General features: G+C 72.7%; 17 protein-coding genes. 6 read left to right on the top strand and 11 right to left on the bottom strand.

The features are described 5' to 3' along the window. Positions 1-9 precede the first annotated feature (9 nt). The 9 genes from ACVJO7_RS04125 to ACVJO7_RS04085 form a co-directional block, all read right to left on the bottom strand. Positions 10-639 carry a TetR/AcrR family transcriptional regulator gene (locus ACVJO7_RS04125; RefSeq protein ID WP_491671783.1) on the bottom strand — a complete coding sequence of 210 codons (630 nt, stop codon included), beginning with the start codon at positions 637-639 and terminating at the stop codon, positions 10-12. A 56-nt stretch (positions 640-695) separates the two neighbouring features. Beyond that, entirely contained in the window at positions 696-1,139 is a 444-nt protein-coding gene (locus ACVJO7_RS04120; RefSeq protein ID WP_491671782.1) for a nuclear transport factor 2 family protein, read from the bottom strand. Between the two features lie 52 nt (positions 1,140-1,191). After that, positions 1,192-2,526, bottom strand: coding sequence for an MFS transporter (locus tag ACVJO7_RS04115; RefSeq protein WP_491671781.1), 1,335 nt, complete (start codon positions 2,524-2,526; stop codon positions 1,192-1,194). A gap of 85 nt (positions 2,527-2,611) precedes the next feature. Next, the gene (locus ACVJO7_RS04110; protein ID WP_491671780.1) at positions 2,612-4,273 is read right to left on the bottom strand and encodes an AMP-binding protein; all 1,662 of its coding nucleotides are present in this window, start codon (positions 4,271-4,273) and stop codon (positions 2,612-2,614) included. After that, positions 4,270-4,686 carry a thioesterase family protein gene (locus tag ACVJO7_RS04105; RefSeq protein ID WP_491671779.1) on the bottom strand — a complete coding sequence of 139 codons (417 nt, stop codon included), beginning with the start codon at positions 4,684-4,686 and terminating at the stop codon, positions 4,270-4,272. The genes ACVJO7_RS04110 and ACVJO7_RS04105 overlap by 4 nt, the downstream gene beginning before the upstream one ends. After that, positions 4,686-6,035, bottom strand: a complete 1,350-nt coding sequence (locus ACVJO7_RS04100; RefSeq protein WP_491671778.1) for an enoyl-CoA hydratase/isomerase family protein — start codon at positions 6,033-6,035, stop codon at positions 4,686-4,688. Before ACVJO7_RS04100 ends, ACVJO7_RS04105 begins: the two co-directional genes overlap by 1 nt. 1 nt (position 6,036) lies before the next feature. Continuing rightward, positions 6,037-9,624, bottom strand: coding sequence for an indolepyruvate ferredoxin oxidoreductase family protein (locus ACVJO7_RS04095; RefSeq protein ID WP_491671777.1), 3,588 nt, complete (start codon positions 9,622-9,624; stop codon positions 6,037-6,039). Positions 9,625-9,731: 107 nt separating this feature from the next. Next, positions 9,732-10,460, bottom strand: a complete 729-nt coding sequence (locus ACVJO7_RS04090; protein ID WP_491671776.1) for a Crp/Fnr family transcriptional regulator — start codon at positions 10,458-10,460, stop codon at positions 9,732-9,734. Between the two features lie 87 nt (positions 10,461-10,547). Next, positions 10,548-11,954, bottom strand: a complete 1,407-nt coding sequence (locus tag ACVJO7_RS04085; RefSeq protein WP_491671775.1) for a pyridoxal phosphate-dependent decarboxylase family protein — start codon at positions 11,952-11,954, stop codon at positions 10,548-10,550. A gap of 111 nt (positions 11,955-12,065) precedes the next feature. On the opposite strand from ACVJO7_RS04085, the gene ACVJO7_RS04080 reads away from it, so the two are divergent. Beyond that, positions 12,066-12,524, top strand: coding sequence for an Lrp/AsnC family transcriptional regulator (locus ACVJO7_RS04080; protein WP_491671774.1), 459 nt, complete (start codon positions 12,066-12,068; stop codon positions 12,522-12,524). A gap of 28 nt (positions 12,525-12,552) precedes the next feature. Here ACVJO7_RS04080 and ACVJO7_RS04075 read toward each other — a convergent pair whose 3' ends face one another. Both ACVJO7_RS04075 and ACVJO7_RS04070 read right to left on the bottom strand, forming a co-directional pair. Then, on the bottom strand, positions 12,553-13,143 hold the full coding sequence (locus ACVJO7_RS04075; protein WP_491671773.1) for a TetR/AcrR family transcriptional regulator: 591 nt from the start codon (positions 13,141-13,143) through the stop codon (positions 12,553-12,555). After that, positions 13,140-13,757: a TetR/AcrR family transcriptional regulator gene (locus tag ACVJO7_RS04070; protein WP_491671772.1), complete on the bottom strand. Its 618-nt coding sequence runs from the start codon at positions 13,755-13,757 to the stop codon at positions 13,140-13,142. Before ACVJO7_RS04070 ends, ACVJO7_RS04075 begins: the two co-directional genes overlap by 4 nt. 367 nt (positions 13,758-14,124) lie before the next feature. Between ACVJO7_RS04070 and ACVJO7_RS04065 the strand changes: the two genes are divergently transcribed. From ACVJO7_RS04065 to ACVJO7_RS04045, 5 genes are all read left to right on the top strand, one after another. Next, positions 14,125-15,672 (top strand): class I adenylate-forming enzyme family protein, encoded by a 1,548-nt coding sequence (locus ACVJO7_RS04065; RefSeq protein WP_491671771.1) that lies wholly within the window; start codon positions 14,125-14,127, stop codon positions 15,670-15,672. 90 nt (positions 15,673-15,762) lie between these two features. Then, complete coding sequence (locus ACVJO7_RS04060) at positions 15,763-16,620, top strand: SRPBCC family protein (protein ID WP_491671770.1); 858 nt, start codon at positions 15,763-15,765, stop codon at positions 16,618-16,620. Next, positions 16,617-18,038 carry an aldehyde dehydrogenase family protein gene (locus tag ACVJO7_RS04055; protein ID WP_491671769.1) on the top strand — a complete coding sequence of 474 codons (1,422 nt, stop codon included), beginning with the start codon at positions 16,617-16,619 and terminating at the stop codon, positions 18,036-18,038. Before ACVJO7_RS04060 ends, ACVJO7_RS04055 begins: the two co-directional genes overlap by 4 nt. Then, positions 18,035-19,180 carry a zinc-binding dehydrogenase gene (locus ACVJO7_RS04050; RefSeq protein WP_491671768.1) on the top strand — a complete coding sequence of 382 codons (1,146 nt, stop codon included), beginning with the start codon at positions 18,035-18,037 and terminating at the stop codon, positions 19,178-19,180. The genes ACVJO7_RS04055 and ACVJO7_RS04050 overlap by 4 nt, the downstream gene beginning before the upstream one ends. Then, positions 19,177-19,974: an MBL fold metallo-hydrolase gene (locus tag ACVJO7_RS04045; protein ID WP_491671767.1), complete on the top strand. Its 798-nt coding sequence runs from the start codon at positions 19,177-19,179 to the stop codon at positions 19,972-19,974. Before ACVJO7_RS04050 ends, ACVJO7_RS04045 begins: the two co-directional genes overlap by 4 nt. Positions 19,975-19,978 lie beyond the last annotated feature (4 nt).

Below are 19,978 nucleotides of genomic sequence, written 5' to 3'. Positions count from 1 at the left end.
AGCGGGCGGTCAGCCGGCCGGGTCCGGCCCGGCGCCGGCCGGACTGGAGGAGGCCGGGCCGAGGGCGTCCGGACCGGCGGCGTCCGGGCCGGGGGAGCCCGGTCCGCTGAGCGTGCGGGCCCACGGTTCGTCGATGCCGGCGAGCTCCAGCGCGACGACGACGTTGTCGAGCATCCCGGCCCCGAACCACTGGCGCACGGCAGCGTCGTCCGGACCGATCAGCTCATGGACCAGTTCGACTTGCCGGGCGTAGCAGGCCCGCACCGCGTCGCCGACCAGTGGCTCGTCGGCGGCGCAGTTGGCGTGCATCAGGAACATGGGAACGTCGCGGTCGGCGATCAGCGCCCCGTAGGCGGCGCGGGCCTCCCGCACGGCCTGCGCGGGTGACTGCGTCCCGGCGGACTCGTGATCGGCGAGCGTGTTCGCCATGATGTCCGAGACCAGCGCCACGGCGCCGGCGAACAGTGCCTGCTTGGTGCTGAACAGGCGGTAGACGTAGGGCTGGGAGATCCCGGCCTGCTCGGCGATCTCCTGGGTGGAGGTCCCGTAGTAGCCCTTGCGGGCGAAGCAGGTGACTGCGGCCTCGAGGACCGCTCGGCGCCGCTCGTCCCTCTTCGCGGTGCTACCGGCTGCGGGCATGGGCCCAGTCAAGCAGGTCGGCGGGGGAGGGCCGGGTGGTACGTCCCGCCGGGCCCTCACCCGCCGAAGTCCACCCCCGGCCGGTCCGTGCCGGTACCGGGGGTGAGTGCCTCGACCGCGACCAGCGGGTTCCAGTAGTCGACGTAGCGGGTGATGCGGCCGTCCTCGTCGGTGTGCACCACGGAGATGCAGGTCTGCTCGTAGGGCTTCCCGGTCGGTAGCGCCCGGCCGGTCGAGCGGAACTCGGCGACCGCGCGGTGCGGATCGACGGTGTCGTGGAAGGTCAGATCCACGAACTCGACGTCGAAGGTGGCCGGGAAGCCGGACATGTGGTCGAGCAGCGCGTCCCGGCCCTGGACCCGGGCCGGGACGCCGTCGGGCGCGTAGGGGAACTCGATGACGCCGTCGGTGGTGAACAGGCCCACCCATTCCTCCAGCCGGCCCGACGAGAGCAGGCGCAGGTGCTCGGCGACGGCGTGCTGGGCCGCGGTTGCGGTCATGACGTACCCCCAGAGGCAAGTTGGTGGTTAATTAATAGCTACTGTACCGCCGTCAGCGGTTCGCGCCCTGACGACCCGGCTCCGGGGGTCCGGCGACGGCCGTGACCATCTCGACGTCCCGGGTGTCGCGCAGCCCCAGCGTGCAGACCGCACTGACCAGTGCCAGGAACGCCAGGTAGAGGCCGATGGCCGTGCTCCCGAACGAGGCGACGAGCGCGGTGGCGACGAGCGGCGTCACGGCACCGCCCAGCACTCCGGCGAGGTTGTAGGCCAGCCCGGCACCGGTGTAGCGGTACTGCGCACTGAACAGCTCCGGGAGCATCGCGCCGACCGGTCCGTAGGCGATGCCGACCACGCCCAGGACCAGACACAGACCGAGGCCGAACGACCAGGCCGTGCCGATGTCGAGAATCGGGAAGGCGATGATCCCGACCGCCACGGAGGCCAGGTTCCCGGTCAGGACCAGCCGTCTGCGCCCCAGCCGGTCCGAGACCACCGCGCCGATGATGGTGGTGACGGCGAACGCGATGCCGCCGATGATGCCCAGCGCGAGCACCGTCGTCCGCGGGTGCCCCAGCACCGCGGTCCCGTAGGTGGTCAGGTAGGTCACGCCGATGTAGAAGAAGGCGAAGACGGTCGTGGTGACGAACGCACCGAGGAACACCTCGCGCGGCTGGCGGGTCACCGCCTCGAACACCGGCAGCTTGGCGACCGAGCCGGAGGCCTTCGTCGCCTCGAACGCGTCGGACTCCTCGATCCGCAGCCGCACGAACAGTCCGACGCCGATCAGCAGGATGCTGCCGATGAAGGGCAGCCGCCAGCCCCAGGCGAGGAACGCCTCGTCCGACATGGTCAGCGCGGTGATCAGGAAGGTCGCGCTGGCGAGGGAGAACGCGACCGACGGGCCCAGCTGTGGGTACAGCGCGTACTTGCCGCGCTTGGCCTTCGGGGCGTTCTCCGCGGTGAGCAGCGTCGCGCCCGCCCACTCCCCGCCGACGGCGAGACCCTGCAGGATCCGCAGGATCACCAGCAGGATCGGTGCGAGCGCCCCGATTGCGTCGGTGGAGGGCAGGAGCCCGATCGTCACGGTCGACAGGCCCATCAGCAGCAGGGTGGTGACCAGGGTCCGTTTGCGGCCGATCCGGTCGCCGAAGTGCCCGAACAGGACCGACCCGAACGGCCGCGCGACGAACGCGACGCCGAACGTCGCCAGCGCCAGCAGGGTGCCCTCGGCCGCCCCCAGCTCGGGGAAGAAGACCTTGTTGAACACCAGCGCCGCGGCGGTGCCGTAGATGAAGAAGTCGTAGAACTCGATCACGGTGCCGGTCATGCTCGCGAAGGCGACACGGCCCATCGGGTTGCGCTGCGCTGCGCCGGTGGAGGTCATGGTCAGGTCTCCGTAGGGAAGAGGGTTGCAGGAGGAACCGGGACGTGCGGACTGCGGCAGTGCGGACCGCAACGGCGGAGCCGCCTCAGGACGGGCCGCTCGACGACGGGCTACCGGAGGGGACCCCGCCGGAGGGGAGCGGCTGCCCGGCGCCGAGCTCGTCGATCGCGATCCGGCGCATCCGGAACTTCTGGATCTTCCCGCTCGCCGTGGTGGGGAAGGAGTCGGTCAGCCGCCACAGCGTGGGGATCTTGGAGCGGCTGATGCGGCCGGAGCAGAATCCCGCGAGCTCGCCGATCCCGGGCTCGGCCCCCGGTACGGGCCGGACCCAGGCCATCACCTGCTCCCCGTAGTACTCGTCCGGGACGCCGACCACCTGGGCGTCGCTGACGTCCGGGTGGCTGCGGAGGGCCTCCTCGACCTCGCCGGGGTGGATGTTCTCCCCGCCGCGGATGATGACGTCCTTGATCCGGCCCACCACGGTCACGACCCCGCGCTCGTCCATGACGGCCAGGTCTCCGGTGCGCATCCAGCCCGCCGGATCGATCGCCTCGGCGGTTGCCGTGGCGTCGGACCAGTAGCCGCGCATGACGCCGTAGCCGCGGGTGTACTGCTCGCCCGGCGTCCCGGCGGGGGCGATCCGCCCGGTGCCGGGATCGACGATCTTGACCTCGACGTGCGGGGTCGGCCGTCCGACGGAGTGGTCCCGCACCTCCGGTGGATCGCCGGGGAGCGTCTGGGTCGAGATCGGTGAGGTCTCGGTCATGCCGCACACCGTGGACAGCTCCGGGACGTGCAGCCGGTCGCGGATCGCGGCGAGCAGCTCCGGCGGGCACGGGGCGCCCCCGATCAGGCCGCCGCGCAGCGAGCCGATGTCCGAGCCGTCCAGGTCCGGATGCTCCAGCATGGCGCGGAACATCGTCGGCACGCCGTACACCGCCGTGCACCGCTCGGCGACGATGCTCGCCAGGGTCCGCCGGGGATCGAAGTGCCCGCCGGGCAGGACCAGCGTCGCCCCGTGCGAGCCGGCGCCCAGCGTCCCGAGGACCATCCCGAAACAGTGGAACAGCGGCACCGGTACGCAGATCCGGTCCTGCTCGGTGAAACCGGCCCGGGCAGCGACCAGATGGCCGTTGTTGAGCAGGTTGTGATGGGTGAGGGTGGCGCCCTTCGGGTTGCCGGTCGTACCCGAGGTGAACTGGATCGCCACCGGGTCGTCCGGGTCGACCAGCAGCTCCGCGTCCGCCACCCCGGCGGGGTCCGCGCCCTCGAACTCCGCCCAGCCCTGCTCGAAGGCCACCGCGCCGAGCAGCTCCGGGCAGTCCGCGGCGACGTCGGCGACGACCGCGGCGCAGTCGGTGCCGCGGTTCCGGTCGGCGTGGAAGAGCAGCCGGGTCCCCGAGTGCTGCAACGCCCGGCCGAGCTCGGCCCGCTCGTAGGTCGGGTTCAGCGCGACGAGCACCGCGCCGATCCGTGCCGCCGCGTACTGCAGCACGATCCACTCGTGCCGGTTCGCCGCCCACACCCCGACCCGGTCACCGTGGCCGATGCCGCGGGCCAGCAGCCCGCCGGCGACGCGGCCGGTGCTCTCCCACAGCTGCCGGTAGGACGCGCGGGTCCCGAGCGCGACGTCGACCAGTGCGGTGCGGTCGCCGCGACGCTCCACCGTGCGGCGCAGGTTCGCCCCGATGGTCTCGCCGAGCAGCGGCAGGTCGGTGCTCCCGTGTGCGTAGGACGGGACGCTCATCGCGTCACCTCCCCGGCCCGGGCGGCCTTGCGCGCCAGGCGGTCGCCGAACGGTCCGTCGTCGACGACGACGCGTTCGTGCCGGCCGTGCGCGATCCGCTCGACGTCGTCGAACGCCTCGACGGTCGTCGTGACACGTCCGCCGTCGACCGCGACGACGACGGCCGTCGCGGTCACCGTCTGCCCGAGCAGGGTCGGGCGCAGGTGCACGATGTCCACCGTGGACCCGACCGAGTCCTGCCCGGGCCCCAGCAGCGGGGTCACCGCGGCCGCGGCGGCCTCCTCGACCAGCCGCACCACCGACGGCGTCGCCAGCACGTGGTGCCCGGCGCGCCGGACACAGTCCGCCTCCACCACCCGGTGCTCCACGGTGCCGGGCGGGAGACCGGCGGGCGCGTCGTCGTCGGCTGCCATCACTTCACCCCGCCCCGGCGCTTCGGGTCCCACGCCAGTTCGAGATTGCGGATGATCGCCGGCGAGTACATGCACCGCGCCTGGCCGATGGCCAGGTTCGCCATGTAGTGGCGGAAGGTCTCCAGCGGCTCGGCGGCGACCCGGAACTGGGTGCGGTTGGCGTTGATGCCGACACTGCCCGTGGCGGTCAGCGCGTCCACGGCGTCGGCGATGGCCGCCTGCATGCCCTCCTCGTCGACCACCAGGTCGTCCACGATCTGCCGGCCCTCGGGGGAGTCGACGTAGATGTCGCGGTTGAAGAAGATCCCCTGGCGGGCGACCTTCTCACCGACGAAGCGCGGCAGCCGCATGTTGCCGCAGCCGGGCAGGAAACCCTCGCGCCGCGCGGGCAGGTTGACGAAGGCGCCGGAACGGGCGATGACCCGGTCCATGACCAGCAGGAACTGGCATCCGCCTCCGATGGCGAAGGTGTCGACCGCGGCGATCCACGGCTTCTCGTGCCGGCGTTCGACGACCGACACCCCGCCGTCGCCGAGCGAGTGCCCCCGGAACCACTTGGTGATCAGGCCCAGCTCGCGCTCGACGAAGAACTCGATGAGCGAGACCTCGCCGTGGTAGAGCCGGGTGAGGTTGACCCCGGCGTCGAACACCCGCCGGCCCAGGTACTTCGGGTGCCGGGACTCGGCCCCGCGGAGCAGGCCGACGTCGATCCGGTCGTCGAGCAGGATCAGGTCGGTCGCGATCTCCATGGCGCGGGTGGACTCGTCGTCCTCGGCGTTGAGGTACTTGTGGTGCTGGATCGTCAGGTGCCCGACGTTGCCGTGCCGCTCCACCAGGCTGGTGCCCAGGTCCACCCGGTCCGTACGGCGCAGCTCGTCGAGCAGGTCGAGCGCCTCCGGCAGCGGCTGGGCCATGGCGTGCATGAGGTGGTGGCCGGCGACCGGGTCGTCGAGCACGTGGGAGATCAGGATCCCCTGGTCCTGCTCCCAGCCCTCCTTGTGCTTCTGCGGGTGCCGCCGCTCCTGCGCGATCCGCTCCCGGGTGGGCACCAGGCCGGGGACGAGATCGGCGGCGGCGTAGGCCAGCTCGGCGACCCGCAGCAGCCGGGTGCGGCCCTCGGTGAGCGTGTCGTAGAGCGCCGCGACGTGCACCGCGAGGAAGTCCTCGCGGGCGGCGCGCCCGCGCTCCAGGATCGCCGATGCGGTCTCCTGCTGCTCCTCGGTGCGGTCCGGCCTGGCGGGCAGTGCGGCGAGCTCCCGGTCCAGGTCGGCGAACAGCTCGGACACCAGCGCGGAGTCCTTGTCGAGATCACCGGTCGGCCGGACCGGGCTGGAGGGTGCGTCGGCCATGTCAGCGCTCCGTCGTCGTCAGCAGGGGAAGGGACAGGGTGTCGTTCAGGCGGCCGCGCAGGATCTCCGCGCGCTGGCGGGCCTCGGTGGCCGAGCGCAGCTTGATGTCCTCGTAGCCGCGGATCCCGTCCGGCAGCCCGACGATGTCCAGCACGGCCGCCTTGTTCTGCAGCTTCAGCGCGTCCATGGCGGTGCGGACGAGATCGGTGTACCAGTCGATGAGGCTGCGCTCCTCGACGCGGACCCGGTCCCGGCCGAACAGGTCCCAGCTGGTGCCGCGCACCCGCTTGAGCCGGCTCAGCACGGCGAACACCGGATCGGCCAGCCGGGCCGGCACCGCGATCTTGTCGGTGCGGCCCATCGCCCGCAGGATCGGCGGGTGCAGGTGGTAGGAGACCTTCACCGGTCCGGCGAACCGGCTCGTCGCCCGGTTCTCCCGGCTCGCCCGCAGGTGCAGGCGGGCGACCTCGTACTCGTCCTTGTAGGCCATGAGCTTGTACAGGTTGCGGATCACCGCGCGGGTGATCGGCAGGCCGGCGGCGGTGCCCAGGCGCTCGCGTTCGCGCCGGGCGACGTCGCACACGACGTCGACGTAGCGCCGGGCGTACGCGGTGTCCTGGTAGGCGACGAGCTCACCGACGCGCACCGCCAGCAGCCGCCGGTCCTCCTCGGCGAGGTCCGCGACCCGGGCGAGGAGCGCGTCGTAGCCGCTGCGCTCGCGGACCGGCAGCCGGTCGCGTGCGTGCGCGCGCTCCTGCTCGGCGTCGCGGGGCGGCGGCGAGACGAGCGCGGCCACCCGCTCCGGGTCGGCCACCGCGAGCCGGCCGTACCGGAACGCCTGCCGGTTCTGCTCCCGGGCCGTGCCGTTGAGGCGGATCGCCTCCTCGATCGCCTCCGACGAGATCGGCAGCAGCCCGGCCTGGTAGGCCGCACCGAGGGCCACCATGTTCGTGGCCATGTAGTCGCCGAAGACGGTCTCGGCGACGGCGCGGGCGTCCACGGCGACGGTGCGGGCGGCGAACCGGGTGATCGTGTCGACCATCGGATCGACGGGCACGTCGAGCCGGCTGTTGCGGATCATCTCGCCGCTGGGCAGCAGCCCGGAGTTCACCAGCGCCGCGGTGTGCTCGGGTGAGCAGCGGTCCAGGTTGACCGGGTCCGCGGCGGCCATCGCGTCGACGGCCAGGTAGAGATCGGCCCGGCCGATGCCGACCTTGTTCGACTCCGACCGCTGCCCGGGCGGGCACAGCACCAGGCTGCTCAGCACGGCGCCCCACTTCTGCGCGGCGCCGGTCTGGTCGTAGCTGACCGCCTCGGCCCCGTCGACGAGCGCGGCCCAGGCCAGCATCGAGTTCAGGGTGAGCACGCCGGTGCCGCCGACGCCGGGCACGAACACGTGGAAGGGTCGGCCCAGGACGGGCCGATCCGGCTCGGGCACCGCGTCGGACCCGAGCGGGGTGTAGGCCGGTGCCGCGAGGCCCTGCTCGCTGTGCACGGTGAGGAAGGACGGGCAGTCGCCCTTGAGACAGGAGTGGTCCTGGTTGCAGGACGACTGGTGGACGGTCGTCTTCGGCCCGAACTCGGTGTCGTTCTTGTGCAACGACATGCAGTTCGTGACCTCACCGCAGTCGCCGCAGTTCTCGCAGACGTCCTCGTCGATCATCACGAACGTCGAGGCCCGCGGCGCGGTGCCGCGCTTGCGGCGGCGGCGGCGCTCGTTGGCGCACTCGCCGTCGTAGAGGAAGATCGTGACGCCCTCGGTCCGCTCCAGGTCGGCGAGCACGTCCTGCACCTCCCCGGCGACGTGCACCGAGGCGATGGCGGGCAGATCGGCCTTGCGGTAGACGGCCGGGTCCTCGGCCACGACGGCGATCTTCGTGACGCCCTCCAGGGCCAGCAGGTGGGCCAGCTTCGGGACGTCGGAGCGGCCGATCGCCTCCTGGGCGCCGGTGTTGGCGACCGCGCCGTTGTAGAGGATCCGGTAGGTCATCGACACGCCCGCGGCGATCGACCACCGGATGCTCAGGTAACTGGAGTGGAACAGGCTGCCGTCGCCCTGGTTCTGGATCACGTGCTTCATGTCGGTGAACGGGCTGAGCCCGATCCAGCCGACCCCCTCGCCGCCGAGCGGGAAGGTGGCGTCGATCCGGCGTTCCGGCTGGTCCATGACCGCCGCGAAGATGTGGCAGCCCGGTGCGCCCCAGGCGACCTGGCCCTCACCGGAGACGGTGGACACGTTGTGCGGGCAGCCCGAGCAGTAGTTGGGCGCGCGCCGCGCGGTGGCGGTGTAGTCGCGCTCCGCCACGGTGGCGAGCTCCTCGGCGCGCCGGTCGAGCACGATCCGCTCGCGCACGCGGGGGCGCAGCAGCGGGGCGAGTCCGCGGGCGACGGCGTCGGCGTCGAGGCTGCCGTACTCGGCGAAGCGCACCCCGCCCGCCAGGTCGCGCTTGCCGTGCACCCGGGGCGCCGAGGTCACGTTGCACAGCGCGACCTTGATCGCGTCCTCCAGGATCGGGCGCTTCTCCTCGATCACCACGACCTCGTCGAGGCCCTCGGTGGCCTCGCGGACGAAACCGGCGTCCAGCGGGTACAGCGCACCGATCTTGATCAGCCGGATGCCGGCCGCACGCAGGTCCTCGGTGCCGAGCCCGAGATCACGCAGTGCCTGCAGGGTGTCGGCGTAGCTCTTGCCCGCGGTCACCAGGCCGAGCATGTCGTGCTCCCCGCGCACCGTCGTGCGGTCGAGCCCGTTGGCCCGGGCATAGGCCACGGCCGCCGGATGGCGCTCGGTGAACACGTGCCGCTCGGTCTCCACGACCTGGCCGGGGAAGAACGCGTGGTCCTGCCACTTGCGGAACGGGCGCCCGTCGATCTCGAACTCCGGGACCACGATCGACGGCTCGTCGGGGGCGAGATCGACGGTCTGGCCGCCGTCGCAGAGCTGGCCGACGAGCTTCATCGCGACCCAGCAGCCCGAGTAGCGCGACATGCCGACGGCATGCGCGGAGTAGGTCAGGAACTCCTCGACCGAGGACGGGTAGAGCACCGGGATCCCGGCGTGCGCGAAGGCGTACTCCTGTTCGTAGGGCAGCGACGAGCTCTTCGCCTCGTGGTCCTCGCCGGACAGCACAACCACCGCGCCGTGCCGGGTGGTCCCGGCGAAGTTGCCGTGCCGCAGCGAGTCACCGGAGCGGTCGAGCCCGGGGCCCTTGCCGTACCAGAACCCGGTGACGCCGTCGTAGCGGCTGTGCGGGTAGCGCTCCAGCAGCTGCGTGCCCATCAGGGCCGCGGCGGCGAGCTCCTCGTTCTGGCCCATCCGGTGGACGATGTGGTGCTCGTCGAGTAGCTTGCGGTTCTGCTGCAGTGCCAGGTCGTAGCCGCCGAGCGGGGAACCGGGGAAGCCGGTGATGAACCCTCCGGTGCGCAGGCCGGCCCGCCGGTCGCGGCGCGCCTGGTCCAGTGGTGCGCGGACGAGCGCCTGGACCCCGGTGAGGAAGGTCCGGCCGCTCTCGAGCCGGAACCGGTCGTCGAGCGAGACGGTGCCCGCCCGCAGCGGCGTCTCGACGCGTCCGGCGTCGACTGTCGTCATGAGTGCTCCACGTCGTCGTCGGTGGGGACGAGCGAAGACTGGCAACTCCGGCCGCTCCGATCGGTAACGCGTGATACCGATCGGCCGGTTTTCCGGCCGGACCGGCGTCAGGGCCGGTAGCCGCCGGCGACCGCGCGCAGTGCGCTCAGGTCCGGCACGACGGTCTCCCGGCCGTGCCGGACCACGAGCCCCTCGCCGATCAGGCGGGCGAGCTCCCTGCTCAGGGTCACCCGGGTGACGCCGAGGATCAGGGCGAGCTCGTCGAGGGAGTAGCGGGTGTGCAGCCGCACGCCCTCGGCGCAGCGCACCCCGTAGGCCTCGACCAGGTGGTCGAGGATGAGGGCGACCCGGCCGCGGGCCGGCAGCCCGTCGGCGGCGATGTGCATGGCGAACAACCGGGCCTTGCGCGAGATCCGCCGGGTGATCTCCATCAGGATCTCCGGCTCGCGCCGGCCGGCGTCGAGTACCGCCCGCCGGCTCACGGCCACCAGCCGGCTGTCCACGGTCGCCACGCACGAGGCATAGCGGGGGAGCCCGTCGAAGCAGGTCGACTCGCCGATCCCGGCGCCCGGCTCGGCGTAGGACAGGACGCGTTCGGAGCCGTCGGCCCGGGTCAGGTAGATCCGCAGCCTGCCCTCGATCACCTGGTAGAAGTAGTCGGACAGCGATCCCTGGCGGTAGACGAACTCGCCCGGCCGGTAGCGGCGTGCCTCGCCGAGCGCGGCGATCTGCTGGGCGACCGATGGCTCCTCGGTCAGCAGGAACGGCGAGGTGGTCGACACGGCCGCTGGCCGCACCACCGCGGTGCGGAGGTGCTGGTCGTGCTGCTGTGTCATGAGTGCCCCCGGCGTCGTCGACGGAGCCACCATCGTACTAGCGCTCATTAGTCAGGGCGAGCCCCTGCGGCCCGGTGACCGGGGCCCTCAGTCGCGGGACAGCTCGACGAGCCGGTCGACGACGGCGTCGATGTCGGCCCGGGTGGTGCGGTGGTTGGCGATGCAGGCCCGGATGCCGTGCCGTCCGCCGACGACGGCGGGACCCAGCAGCGCGGTGCCCTCCTCGGCGAGCCGGGCGAGCAGGGCGGTGTGCTCGGCATCCGTCCGGCCCGGGATGCGGATGCAGACCGCGGTCAGGGTCACCGGCGCCATCAGCTCCAGGCCCGGCTCGGCCGCCACCCGCCGGCCCAGGTGCCCGGCGAGCTCCAGCATCCCGGTCAGCGCCGAGGCGAACGCGTCCGTGCCGAAGGTGCGCAGCGCCGCCCAGATCTTGAGCGCCTTGAAGCCGCGGGACAGCTGCGGGCCGCGGTCCATGTAGTCGAGCATCAACGGGTCCTCGGCGACGGTCAGGTACGACGACGAGTAGGCGTACGCCGCGCGCAGCCGCGCCGCGTCCCGGACCAGCAGGCAACCGGCCTCCAGCGGGGCGAAGAGCAGCTTGTGCGGGTCCAGCGCGACCGAGTCGGCGCGGCGGATCGGGGCGAAGTGCTCCGCGACCGGCTCGGCGAGCACGAACAACGCACCGTAGGCGCCGTCGACGTGCAGCCAGAGGTCCTCGGCCTCGGCGAGATCGGCGATCTCGCCGAGCGGGTCGATCGAGCCGGTGGTCACCGTCCCGGCGGTGGCGACGACGCAGAACGGCTCGCGTCCGGCCGCCCGGTCCGCGCGCACGGCCTCGGCCAGCAGGTCGCTCCGCATCCGCAGGTGCTCGTCGGTCGGGATGTGCCGCACGAAGTCCAGCCCGATACCGAGGATCCCGGCGGCCTTGTCGACGCAGCGGTGCGCCTCGGCGGAGGTGTAGAGCACCAGGGGCGGCCGGCCGGCCTGCAGCCCGGTCGCCCGGAAGTCCGGCCGGCGGTGGTGCAGCGCGACGGTCAGGGCGTTGAGGGTGGCGATCGAGCCGCCGCCGGTGAGGATCCCGCCGGCCAGATCGGCGTCGAGCCCGAACCTGCTCGCCAGCCAGCCGATCACGGTCCGCTCGATCACGCTGGCCGCGGGGGAGAGCTGCCAGAAGTTGCAGTTCTGGTTCAGGGTGGCCGCGACGGCCTCGGCGTGGGCGGAGATCCCGGTGGGTGGCCCGAGGACGTAGGCGAGGAACCGGGGGTGCGACACCGCGGTCGAGTTGGGGACGATCCGCTCGTCGAGATCCCGGAAGAAGCCCTGCACGCCGGTGCCGGTTGCCGGGAACCCCTCGTGCATCAGCTCGCGCAGGGTGTCCCGGTCGACGTCGGGGACGATCGGGGTGTCGTCGAGGTTCTGCTCGTAGCTGTCCAGGAACCGGCCGAGCAGGTCGTTCGCCAGCCGGCGTTCGGTGTCGTCGAGAACCAGGCTCATCTTCGCTCCCAGTGCGGCTCGGAGTTCTCCCGCTCTCGATGCTAGATGCGCGACCGCGACGAATGGTGCCAACTTCTGCTCTGACGCCCCGCACGGTTAGCATCATCGGCCATGGATCGGATAGATCGCGCAATCATCGATCAGCTCGTCGAGGACGGCCGGATCTCCAACGCCGAGCTCGCCGCCCGCGTCGGGCTCTCCCCGTCGCCGTGTCTGCGCCGGGTCCGGGCGTTGGAGGACTCCGGCGTCGTCACCGGCTACCACGCCGCGGTGAACCAGGCGGCGCTCGGCCGCGGCCTGCGCCTGCTGCTGCACGTCAACATGGCCGACCAGCGGCGCGGCACCGTCGAGGCCTTCGAGGCGGCGGTGGCCCAGGTGGACGAGATCGTCGGCTGCCGGCGGATGTTCGGGAACCCGGACTACCTGATCGACGTCGCGGTCAGCGGCTTCGAGGCCTACGAGCAGCTGTACATGGAACGACTGGCCGCGCTGCCGGGCGTCGCCACGACCACGTCGCAGTTCGTTATGAAGGTGGTCAAGCAGTCCCCGGGGCACTCGCCGTTCGGCTGAGCGGCGATCCGGGCGGCGGCCCGCCGTCTCAGCCCGGCCGCGCGCCGACGATGTTCAGTGCGAACTCGGTGTACTCGCGGGCGACCTGCTCGGGGGTGATCGGGCCGTCGTCGGTGTACCAGCGGGCGATGCTGACGCACATCTCGCGGATGGCGAACGAGGCCAGGGCGGGGGACTCGGTGGAGAACCGTCCGGCGGCGACGCCCTCGGCGATGATCGACCGGATCGCGTGCTCGTGCTCCCGGCGCAGTTCCTGCATGGCCGAGCGGGCCGGCTCGGCGAGGCTGGAGGTGTCCCGGTTGACCACGATCGCCTCCCGCCGGTGCGTCGCGTGCCGGTGGGAGTAGACCAGTACGGCGTGATGGAGCCGGTCCAGCGGGTCCGTCCGGCCCTCGGTGGCGCGCCGGAAGTCGTCGAGCACGCCGCGGACGGTGTCGCCGACGATGGTCTCGAGCAGCTCGTGCTTGGAGCGCATGTGGTTGTAGAGGCTCGGTGTGCGGACCGCGAGCGCCTCGGCGATCTGGCTCAGCGCGGTCCCGTGGTAGCCGCGCTCGGCGAACAGGGTCAGTGCGGCGTCGACGACGGCCGCGCTGCTGGCGCTCTCCCGTGCGGCGGTCACGGCCGGTACCTGACGACCCGCAGGGCGAACTCGGCGTACTCGTCGGCGACCTGCTCGGCGGTCCGCGGGCCGTCCTCCCGGAACCATCTGGCGATGCTGACGCTCATCTCCAGGATCGCGAACGAGGCGAGCGCGGCGTTGCCGACGGCGAACGAGCCGTCGGCCAGACCCCGGGAGATGATCGCGCGGATCGCCGTCTCGTGGTCCCGGCGCCGCCGGCGCATCCGGCTCAGTGCCGGCTCGGGCAGGCTGGTGGTGTCCCGGTTGACGACGAGCGCCTCGCGCCGGTGCGTGGCGTGCCGCAGGGCGTAGACGCGCACGGCGGCCCGCAGCTGGGCGGCCGGGGTGTCGAGATCGCGCACGGCCCGGTCGAACTCGGCGTGCACCTCGTCGAGGGTCCGGCCGACGAGGGTCTCCAGCAGCTCCTGCTTGGACGACATGTGGTTGTACAGGCTCGGGGTGCGCACCTCGAGCGCGGCGGCGATCTGGCTGACCGCGGTCCCGTGGTAGCCGCGCTCGGCGAACAGGGTCAGTGCCGCGTCCAGGACGGACTCGGTGGTGACGGCGCTGCGCCTGGCCCGGGGTCCGTCCTTGTGCACCTGTGCCGGTGCCATGTCCATCACCTCCGCTCCGTGGTCCGCTCGCCGCTGACCGTTGCTGTCCGTGGGGCCGCTGTCCGTGTGGGCCGCCGGCCGTGGGGTCCACTGTCTCCGGGGCCCTCTGGCCGTCGTCCGTCGGCTTCGTCGTTGCGCGTCGGCTCGATCTCGGGGCTCATGCTAACGCCGGCTAGTTCGCCCCCGCCGCGACCGTGCCCGGCACGTGATGGGGTCGCCGGGTCGGAGGGATTGCCCGAGCAGGACCGGGGGTCTAGCTTGTCGATCAGTAACTTATGAGCGTTAGCTAGTCAGCGGCAAGAGCGCGGTCACGAGGGCGCCCCGGCCCGGTCCCGGTGACCGCGAGCCGGCCGGAAGGAGTGCAGCGATGCTGAGAACCGAGTACATCGCCACCGTGGCGGAGCTGATGGCCGTCCACGAGGCGGCCCGGCCGGACCGGATCGCCTTCGTCGACGACGACCGCACGGTCACCTACGGTGCGCTGGCCCGCACGACGGCCCGGTTGGCAGGTCACCTGCAGGAGCTCGGGATCGAGCCCGGCGACCGGGTCCTGCTCCACCTGGACAACCGGGTCGAGGTCGCCGAGTCCTATCTCGCGATCCCGCGCGCCGGCGCGGTCGCCGTCTGCGCGAACCCGCAGGCCGCCCCGGCCGAGGTCGCCCACGTCCTGTCCGACAGCGGTGCACGGGTCGTCGTCACCGATCCCGGGCGGCTGCCCCTGGTGCGCGAGCTGGCGGCCGGGGCCGATCTCCTCGCGGTGATCGTGGTCGGCGGGCAGCCCGGAGCGGGGGAGATCGGCTACGCCGATCTCGTCGCGGCCGACGCGCCGCAGGCGCCCCGGGACTGCCTCGGTCTCGACGACGTCGCCTGGATGCTCTACACCTCGGGAACCACCGGCCGGCCCAAGGGCGTGCACCTGACCCAGCGCGGCTGCTTCTGGGTGGTCGCCGCCTGCTGGGCGCCGATCGCCGGCCTCGGGCCGGACGACGTCGTGCTGAGCGCGCTGCCGCTGTTCCACTCCTACGCGCTCGTGCTGTGCGTGCTCGGGGTGTTCGCCGTCGGTGCGAGCGAGCGGATCCTGCCGAGGTTCTCGGTCTCCGAGGTCGCCGAGCGGTTCACCGGTGGGCCGGAGGGTGACGTGACCGTCTTCCCCGGCATCCCGACGATGTTCCACTACCTGCTCGACCGGGCCGGGAGTGCCGGTCTCGACGCCCCGGCGCTGCGGATCTGCCTGTCCGCGGGCGCCATCCTCGCCGCCTCGGTCAACGAGCGGTTCGAGGCGTCCTTCGGGGTTCCGCTGCTCGACGGCTACGGGATCACCGAGACCTCGACCATGGTCACGATGAACTGGCCGACGGGTACCCGGGTGATGGGCTCGTGCGGGTTGCCGCTGCCGGGGCTCACCGTGCGACTCGTGGATCCGGGCACCGGCGCGGACGTCGGTCAGGGGGAGGAGGGGGAGCTGTGGGTGCAGGGACCGAACGTCACCCCCGGCTACCACGACCTGCCGGAGGCGAGCGCGGCCGTGCTCGTCGACGGCTGGTACCGCACCGGTGACCTGGGCCGGCGCGATGCCAACGGCTACCTGAGGATCAGCGGCCGGACCAAGGAGCTGATCATCCGGGGCGGGGAGAACATCTACCCGGCCGAGGTGGAGGAGGCGCTGGCGGCCGCCGCGGGGGTGCGCGACGTCGCGGTGGTCGGGATCGAGCACCGGCATCTCGGCGAGGTGCCGGTCGCGTTCGTGGTCCCGGCCGGCCCGGGGCCGCTCGACCACGCGTCGGTGCTGGCCTCGGCGCGTGCCCGGCTCTCGGCGTTCAAGGTGCCCGACCGGCTGATCGAGTGCAGCGCCATCCCGCGCACCGGATCGGGCAAGATCCTGCGTTTCCAGCTCCGGCAGCAGCTCGGCGGCTGAGTCCCGGCACGGTGACCCGGTCCGGGTTGGCCCGGGGACCACCCTGCCCTACACTGACTAAAGAGCGTTAGTTAGTAAGGAGTGTGCACGATGGACCTGACGCACACGTTCACCGTCTCCGAGCCCGTGGACCGGGCCTGGACGGTGATCACCGATCTCGAACGGGTGGCCCCGTGCCTGCCCGGGGCGACGATGCTGGGCGTCGAGGGCGAGGAGTACCGCGGTGCCGTCGCGGTGAAGGTCGGGCCGGTGACCGCCCGCTACGAGGGGATCGCCCGGTTCACCGAACGCGACGACGCGGCACACCACGCCGTCATCCGGGCCGAGGGACGTGACGTCCGCGGCCAGGGCAACGCCGCGGCGACCATCGACATCCGGCTGCGTGAGCAGGGCTCCGGCACCGAGGTCGCCGTCGTGACCGAGCTCGACCTGGCCGGGCGGGTCGCCCAGTTCGGCCGGGGCGTGATCTCCGACGTCAGCAGCAAGCTGATCGGCCAGTTCGCCCGCCGGCTCGAAGCGGAGATGGCGGGCGACGGCACCGATGGCAGCGCCACCGGCAGTGCTGCTGGCAGTGCTGCCGGCAGTGCTGCTGGACGTGCCGCCGACCGGGCCGCCGTTGGTCGAGCCGGTGGCGGGGCCGCAGCAGCGCCGGGCGTCCCGGTGCCGGCGGGGACCGGACCGCAGCGGCGTGCCCCGCAGGAGGCCGAGCCGCTCGATCTCCTCGCCACCGGTGGCGGCGTCGTCGGCGCGCTGGCCGGGCGGTACGCGCTGCCGGCCGGCGCGGCCCTGCTCGGACTCGCGCTCGGGATCCTCGTCGGGCGCGCCCGACGGGGATCTCCCGCCGGGACCCTCGCCGTCCCGACGGCCGGTTCCGCACACGCGATGGCACCACTCGTCCAGCTCGTCCTGCCCGAGCTCCACACCACCTCCCGGGAGACCCACCGATGACCGACACCGCACCGCAGGACCTGCTGCGCGAGCCTCACCTCTACATCGACGGCCGGTGGACCGCCGGCGGCGGCGCCGATCTCGAGGTCGAGAACCCCGCCACGGAGGAGACCACCGGCGTGGTCACCCAGGCCTCGCCCGACGACGTCGGGACGGCGATCGCCGCCGCCCGCGCCGCGGCCGCGGGATGGGCCGCGACACCGGTGACCGAGCGGGCCGCCGTGCTGCGCCGCACCCGCGACATCCTCGCCGAGCGGGCCGACGAGCTCGCGTCGATCGTCAACCGGGAGCAGGGTTCGCCGCCGAAGCTCGCCCGGGCGCTGCACGTCGACACCCCGATCGCGGTCGTCGACGCCACCGTCGAGGCGCTCGGGACGTTCCCCTTCCGCACCGAGATCGGCAACTCCCTCGTGCTGCGCGAGCCGGTCGGTGTCCTCGGCGCGATCACGCCGTGGAACCTGCCCCTGCACCAGGTCGTGGTGAAGGTCGTACCGGCGCTCGCCGCCGGTGCGACCGTGGTGCTCAAGCCGGCCGGGCTCACCCCGCTGTCGACATTCGCACTGGCCAGGGCGTTCGACGACGCCGGGCTGCCGCCGGGGGTGTTCAATCTGGTCCCGGGGAGCGGCCGGGTCGTCGGTGATCTCCTCACCCGGCACCCGGACGTGGACCAGGTGTCGTTCACCGGGTCGACCCCGGTCGGCCGGACGATCGCCGCAGCCGCCGCGGAGACGGTCAAGCGCGTGACCCTGGAGCTCGGTGGGAAGTCCGCATCGGTCGTCCTGGCCGACGCCACCGACCAGCAGCTCGCGACGGCGGTGAAGGTGACCGTCGCGAACTGCTTCCTGAACGGGGGCCAGACCTGCACGGCGCTCTCGCGCCTGGTCGTGCCCCGGGACCGGCTCGCCGAGGTGGAGGAGCTGGCGGCCGCGGCGGCGGCGAAGTACCTCCCGGGCGCCCGCCTCGGGCCGCTGATCTCCGCCGGGCAGCGCAAGGAGGTCGAGTCGTTCCTGGCACCGGGTGTGGGCGGCGACCGGGCGGTCACCGTGACCGGAGCCGTTGATCTGCCGGACCGGGGGCACTGGGTCGTGCCGACCGTCGTGTCCCGGGTCGATCCGGGATCGCGTCTCGCGCAGGAGGAGGTCTTCGGCCCGGTCCTGTCGGTCCTCGCGGCCGACTCCGACGACGACGCCGTCGCGATCGCCAACAACAGCATCTACGGACTCGGCGGCGCGGTTTGGGGCGGCGACGACACCGCGCTCGCGGTCGCCGGCCGGCTGCGCACCGGTCAGGTCGACGTCAACGGCGGCGCGTTCAACCCGGCCGCCCCGTTCGGCGGCTACAAGCAGTCCGGCATCGGGCGGGAGATCGGTGAGCACGGCATCGCCGACGTCTGCGAGACCAAGGCGGTGCAGCGATGAGCGCCCCCGAGGTCGCGGCCGGCCGGGCCGGGAGCGGGTTCCCGCACCGCACCCGCGCCGCGGTGCTGCGCGAGATCGGCGCGCCGATGTCGATCGATACGATCCGGCTGCGCGCGGTCGGCAGCGGCGATGTTCGGGTGCGGATCGACCGGACCGGCGTCTGCCACTCCGATCTCTCCCTGGCCAACGGCACGCTCGCCCAGCCGTTGCCGGCCGTGCTCGGGCACGAGGCCTGCGGCACCGTCGTCGAGACCGGCTCCGCGGTGACCGACCTGGCGCAGGGACAGCGGGTCATCCTGCTGTGGATCACCCCGTGCCGGGAGTGTTTCGCCTGCACCCACGCCCAGCCGCACCTGTGCGAGAACGGCTCGTCGCGGGCCGCGGAGCCCTACGCGCTGACCGAGGACGACCTGCCGGTCCATCCGGGCCTGACGGTCGGCTCGTTCGCCGAGCAGACCGTGCTGCCCCGCGCCGCGGTCGTCCCGGTGCCGGACGACATCGACACCGTCGACGCCGCCCTGCTCGGATGCGCGGTCACCACCGGCGTCGGCGCGGTCACCCACACCGCGCGCGTCGGGCAGGGGGAGTCGGTGCTGGTCATCGGCCTCGGCGGGGTCGGATTGTCGGTGCTGCAGGGTGCGCGGCTCGCCGGTGCCGGGACGGTGGTCGCCGTGGACCGCAATCCCGGCAAGGCCGAGCTCGCCACCGCTGCCGGGGCGACCCACTTCGTCGCCGCCGACGAGGGGACCAAGAAGGCGGTCCGGGCGCTGACCGGGGGCCGCGGCGCCGATCACGCCTTCGACTGCGTGGGGTCCTCCCGCACGATCCGCGACATGTGGTCGCTCACCCGCCGGGGCGGGAGCGCCACGGTCGTCGGGATCGGCGCGAAGGACGACATGGTCTCGTTCTCGGCTCTGGAGCTGTTCCACTTCGCCCGCACCCTGCGCGGCTGCGTCGCCGGTTCGGTCGACGCGACGACCGAGATGCCGGCGTTCTTCGACTGGGTCCGCACCGGCCGGCTCGACCTGCGCGGCCTGGTCACCGGGCACGGCCCGCTGGAGTCGGTCGACGACGCCCTCGCCGAGCTCGCGGCCGGTCGCGGGGTCCGCACCCTGCTCGACCCGGGTGGTGACCGGGCATGAGGGTCGGCACGATCGACGTCCTGCCGGTGTTCGACGGGACCGGGCGGGAGCGGGCCGACGAGGTGCTGACCCGGCCCGGTGTCCCGGACGCCTGGGCCTGCCACGGCGACCAGCTCGACGAGCACGGCACCCTGCATCTCGACCTCGGCGGGTTCCTCGTCCGCACCGGCGACCGGACGATCCTGGTCGACGCCGGCGTCGGCACGATCGACAACGGCCGGTACGCCGGTGGCGGTTTCCTCGACTCGCTGCGCGGCCACGGCGTCGCGCCCGCCGACGTCACCGACGTCGTGTTCACCCACCTGCACTTCGACCACGTGGGCTGGGCGACGAAGAAGGGCGAGGTCGTCTTCCCGAACGCGACCTACCGGGTGCACGCTGCGGACTGGGCGCACTTCGTCGACTCCCCGGACGCCGAGCCGGGAGCGGTCCGCAAGCTGACCCCGCTGACCGGGCGGCTGGAGACCTTCGACGCCGACACCGTGCTCGCGCCCGGGTTCAGTACGCGGCACGCCCCGGGGCACACCCCCGGCTCCACCGTGTTCGTCGTGGCCGACGGCGACGAGCGCGCACTGCTGCTCGGCGACGTCGTGCACTCGGTGGTCGAGCTGCACGAACGCGACTGGGAGGCCGTCTTCGACGTCGACCCGGTCGCCGCCGGCGCGGTCCGCAACGCCATCGCCGACGAGGTCGCGGACTCCACCGATCTCGTCGTCGGGGCCCACTTCCCCGGGCTGCGGTTCGGCCGGGTCGTCACCGCCTTCGGCAACCGCACCTTCCAGCAGATCGTCTAGGAGA

The sequence above is a fragment of the Pseudonocardia sp. DxW genome, from assembly GCF_058448985.1.
This window is presented reverse-complemented; position numbering and strand designations above follow the sequence as displayed.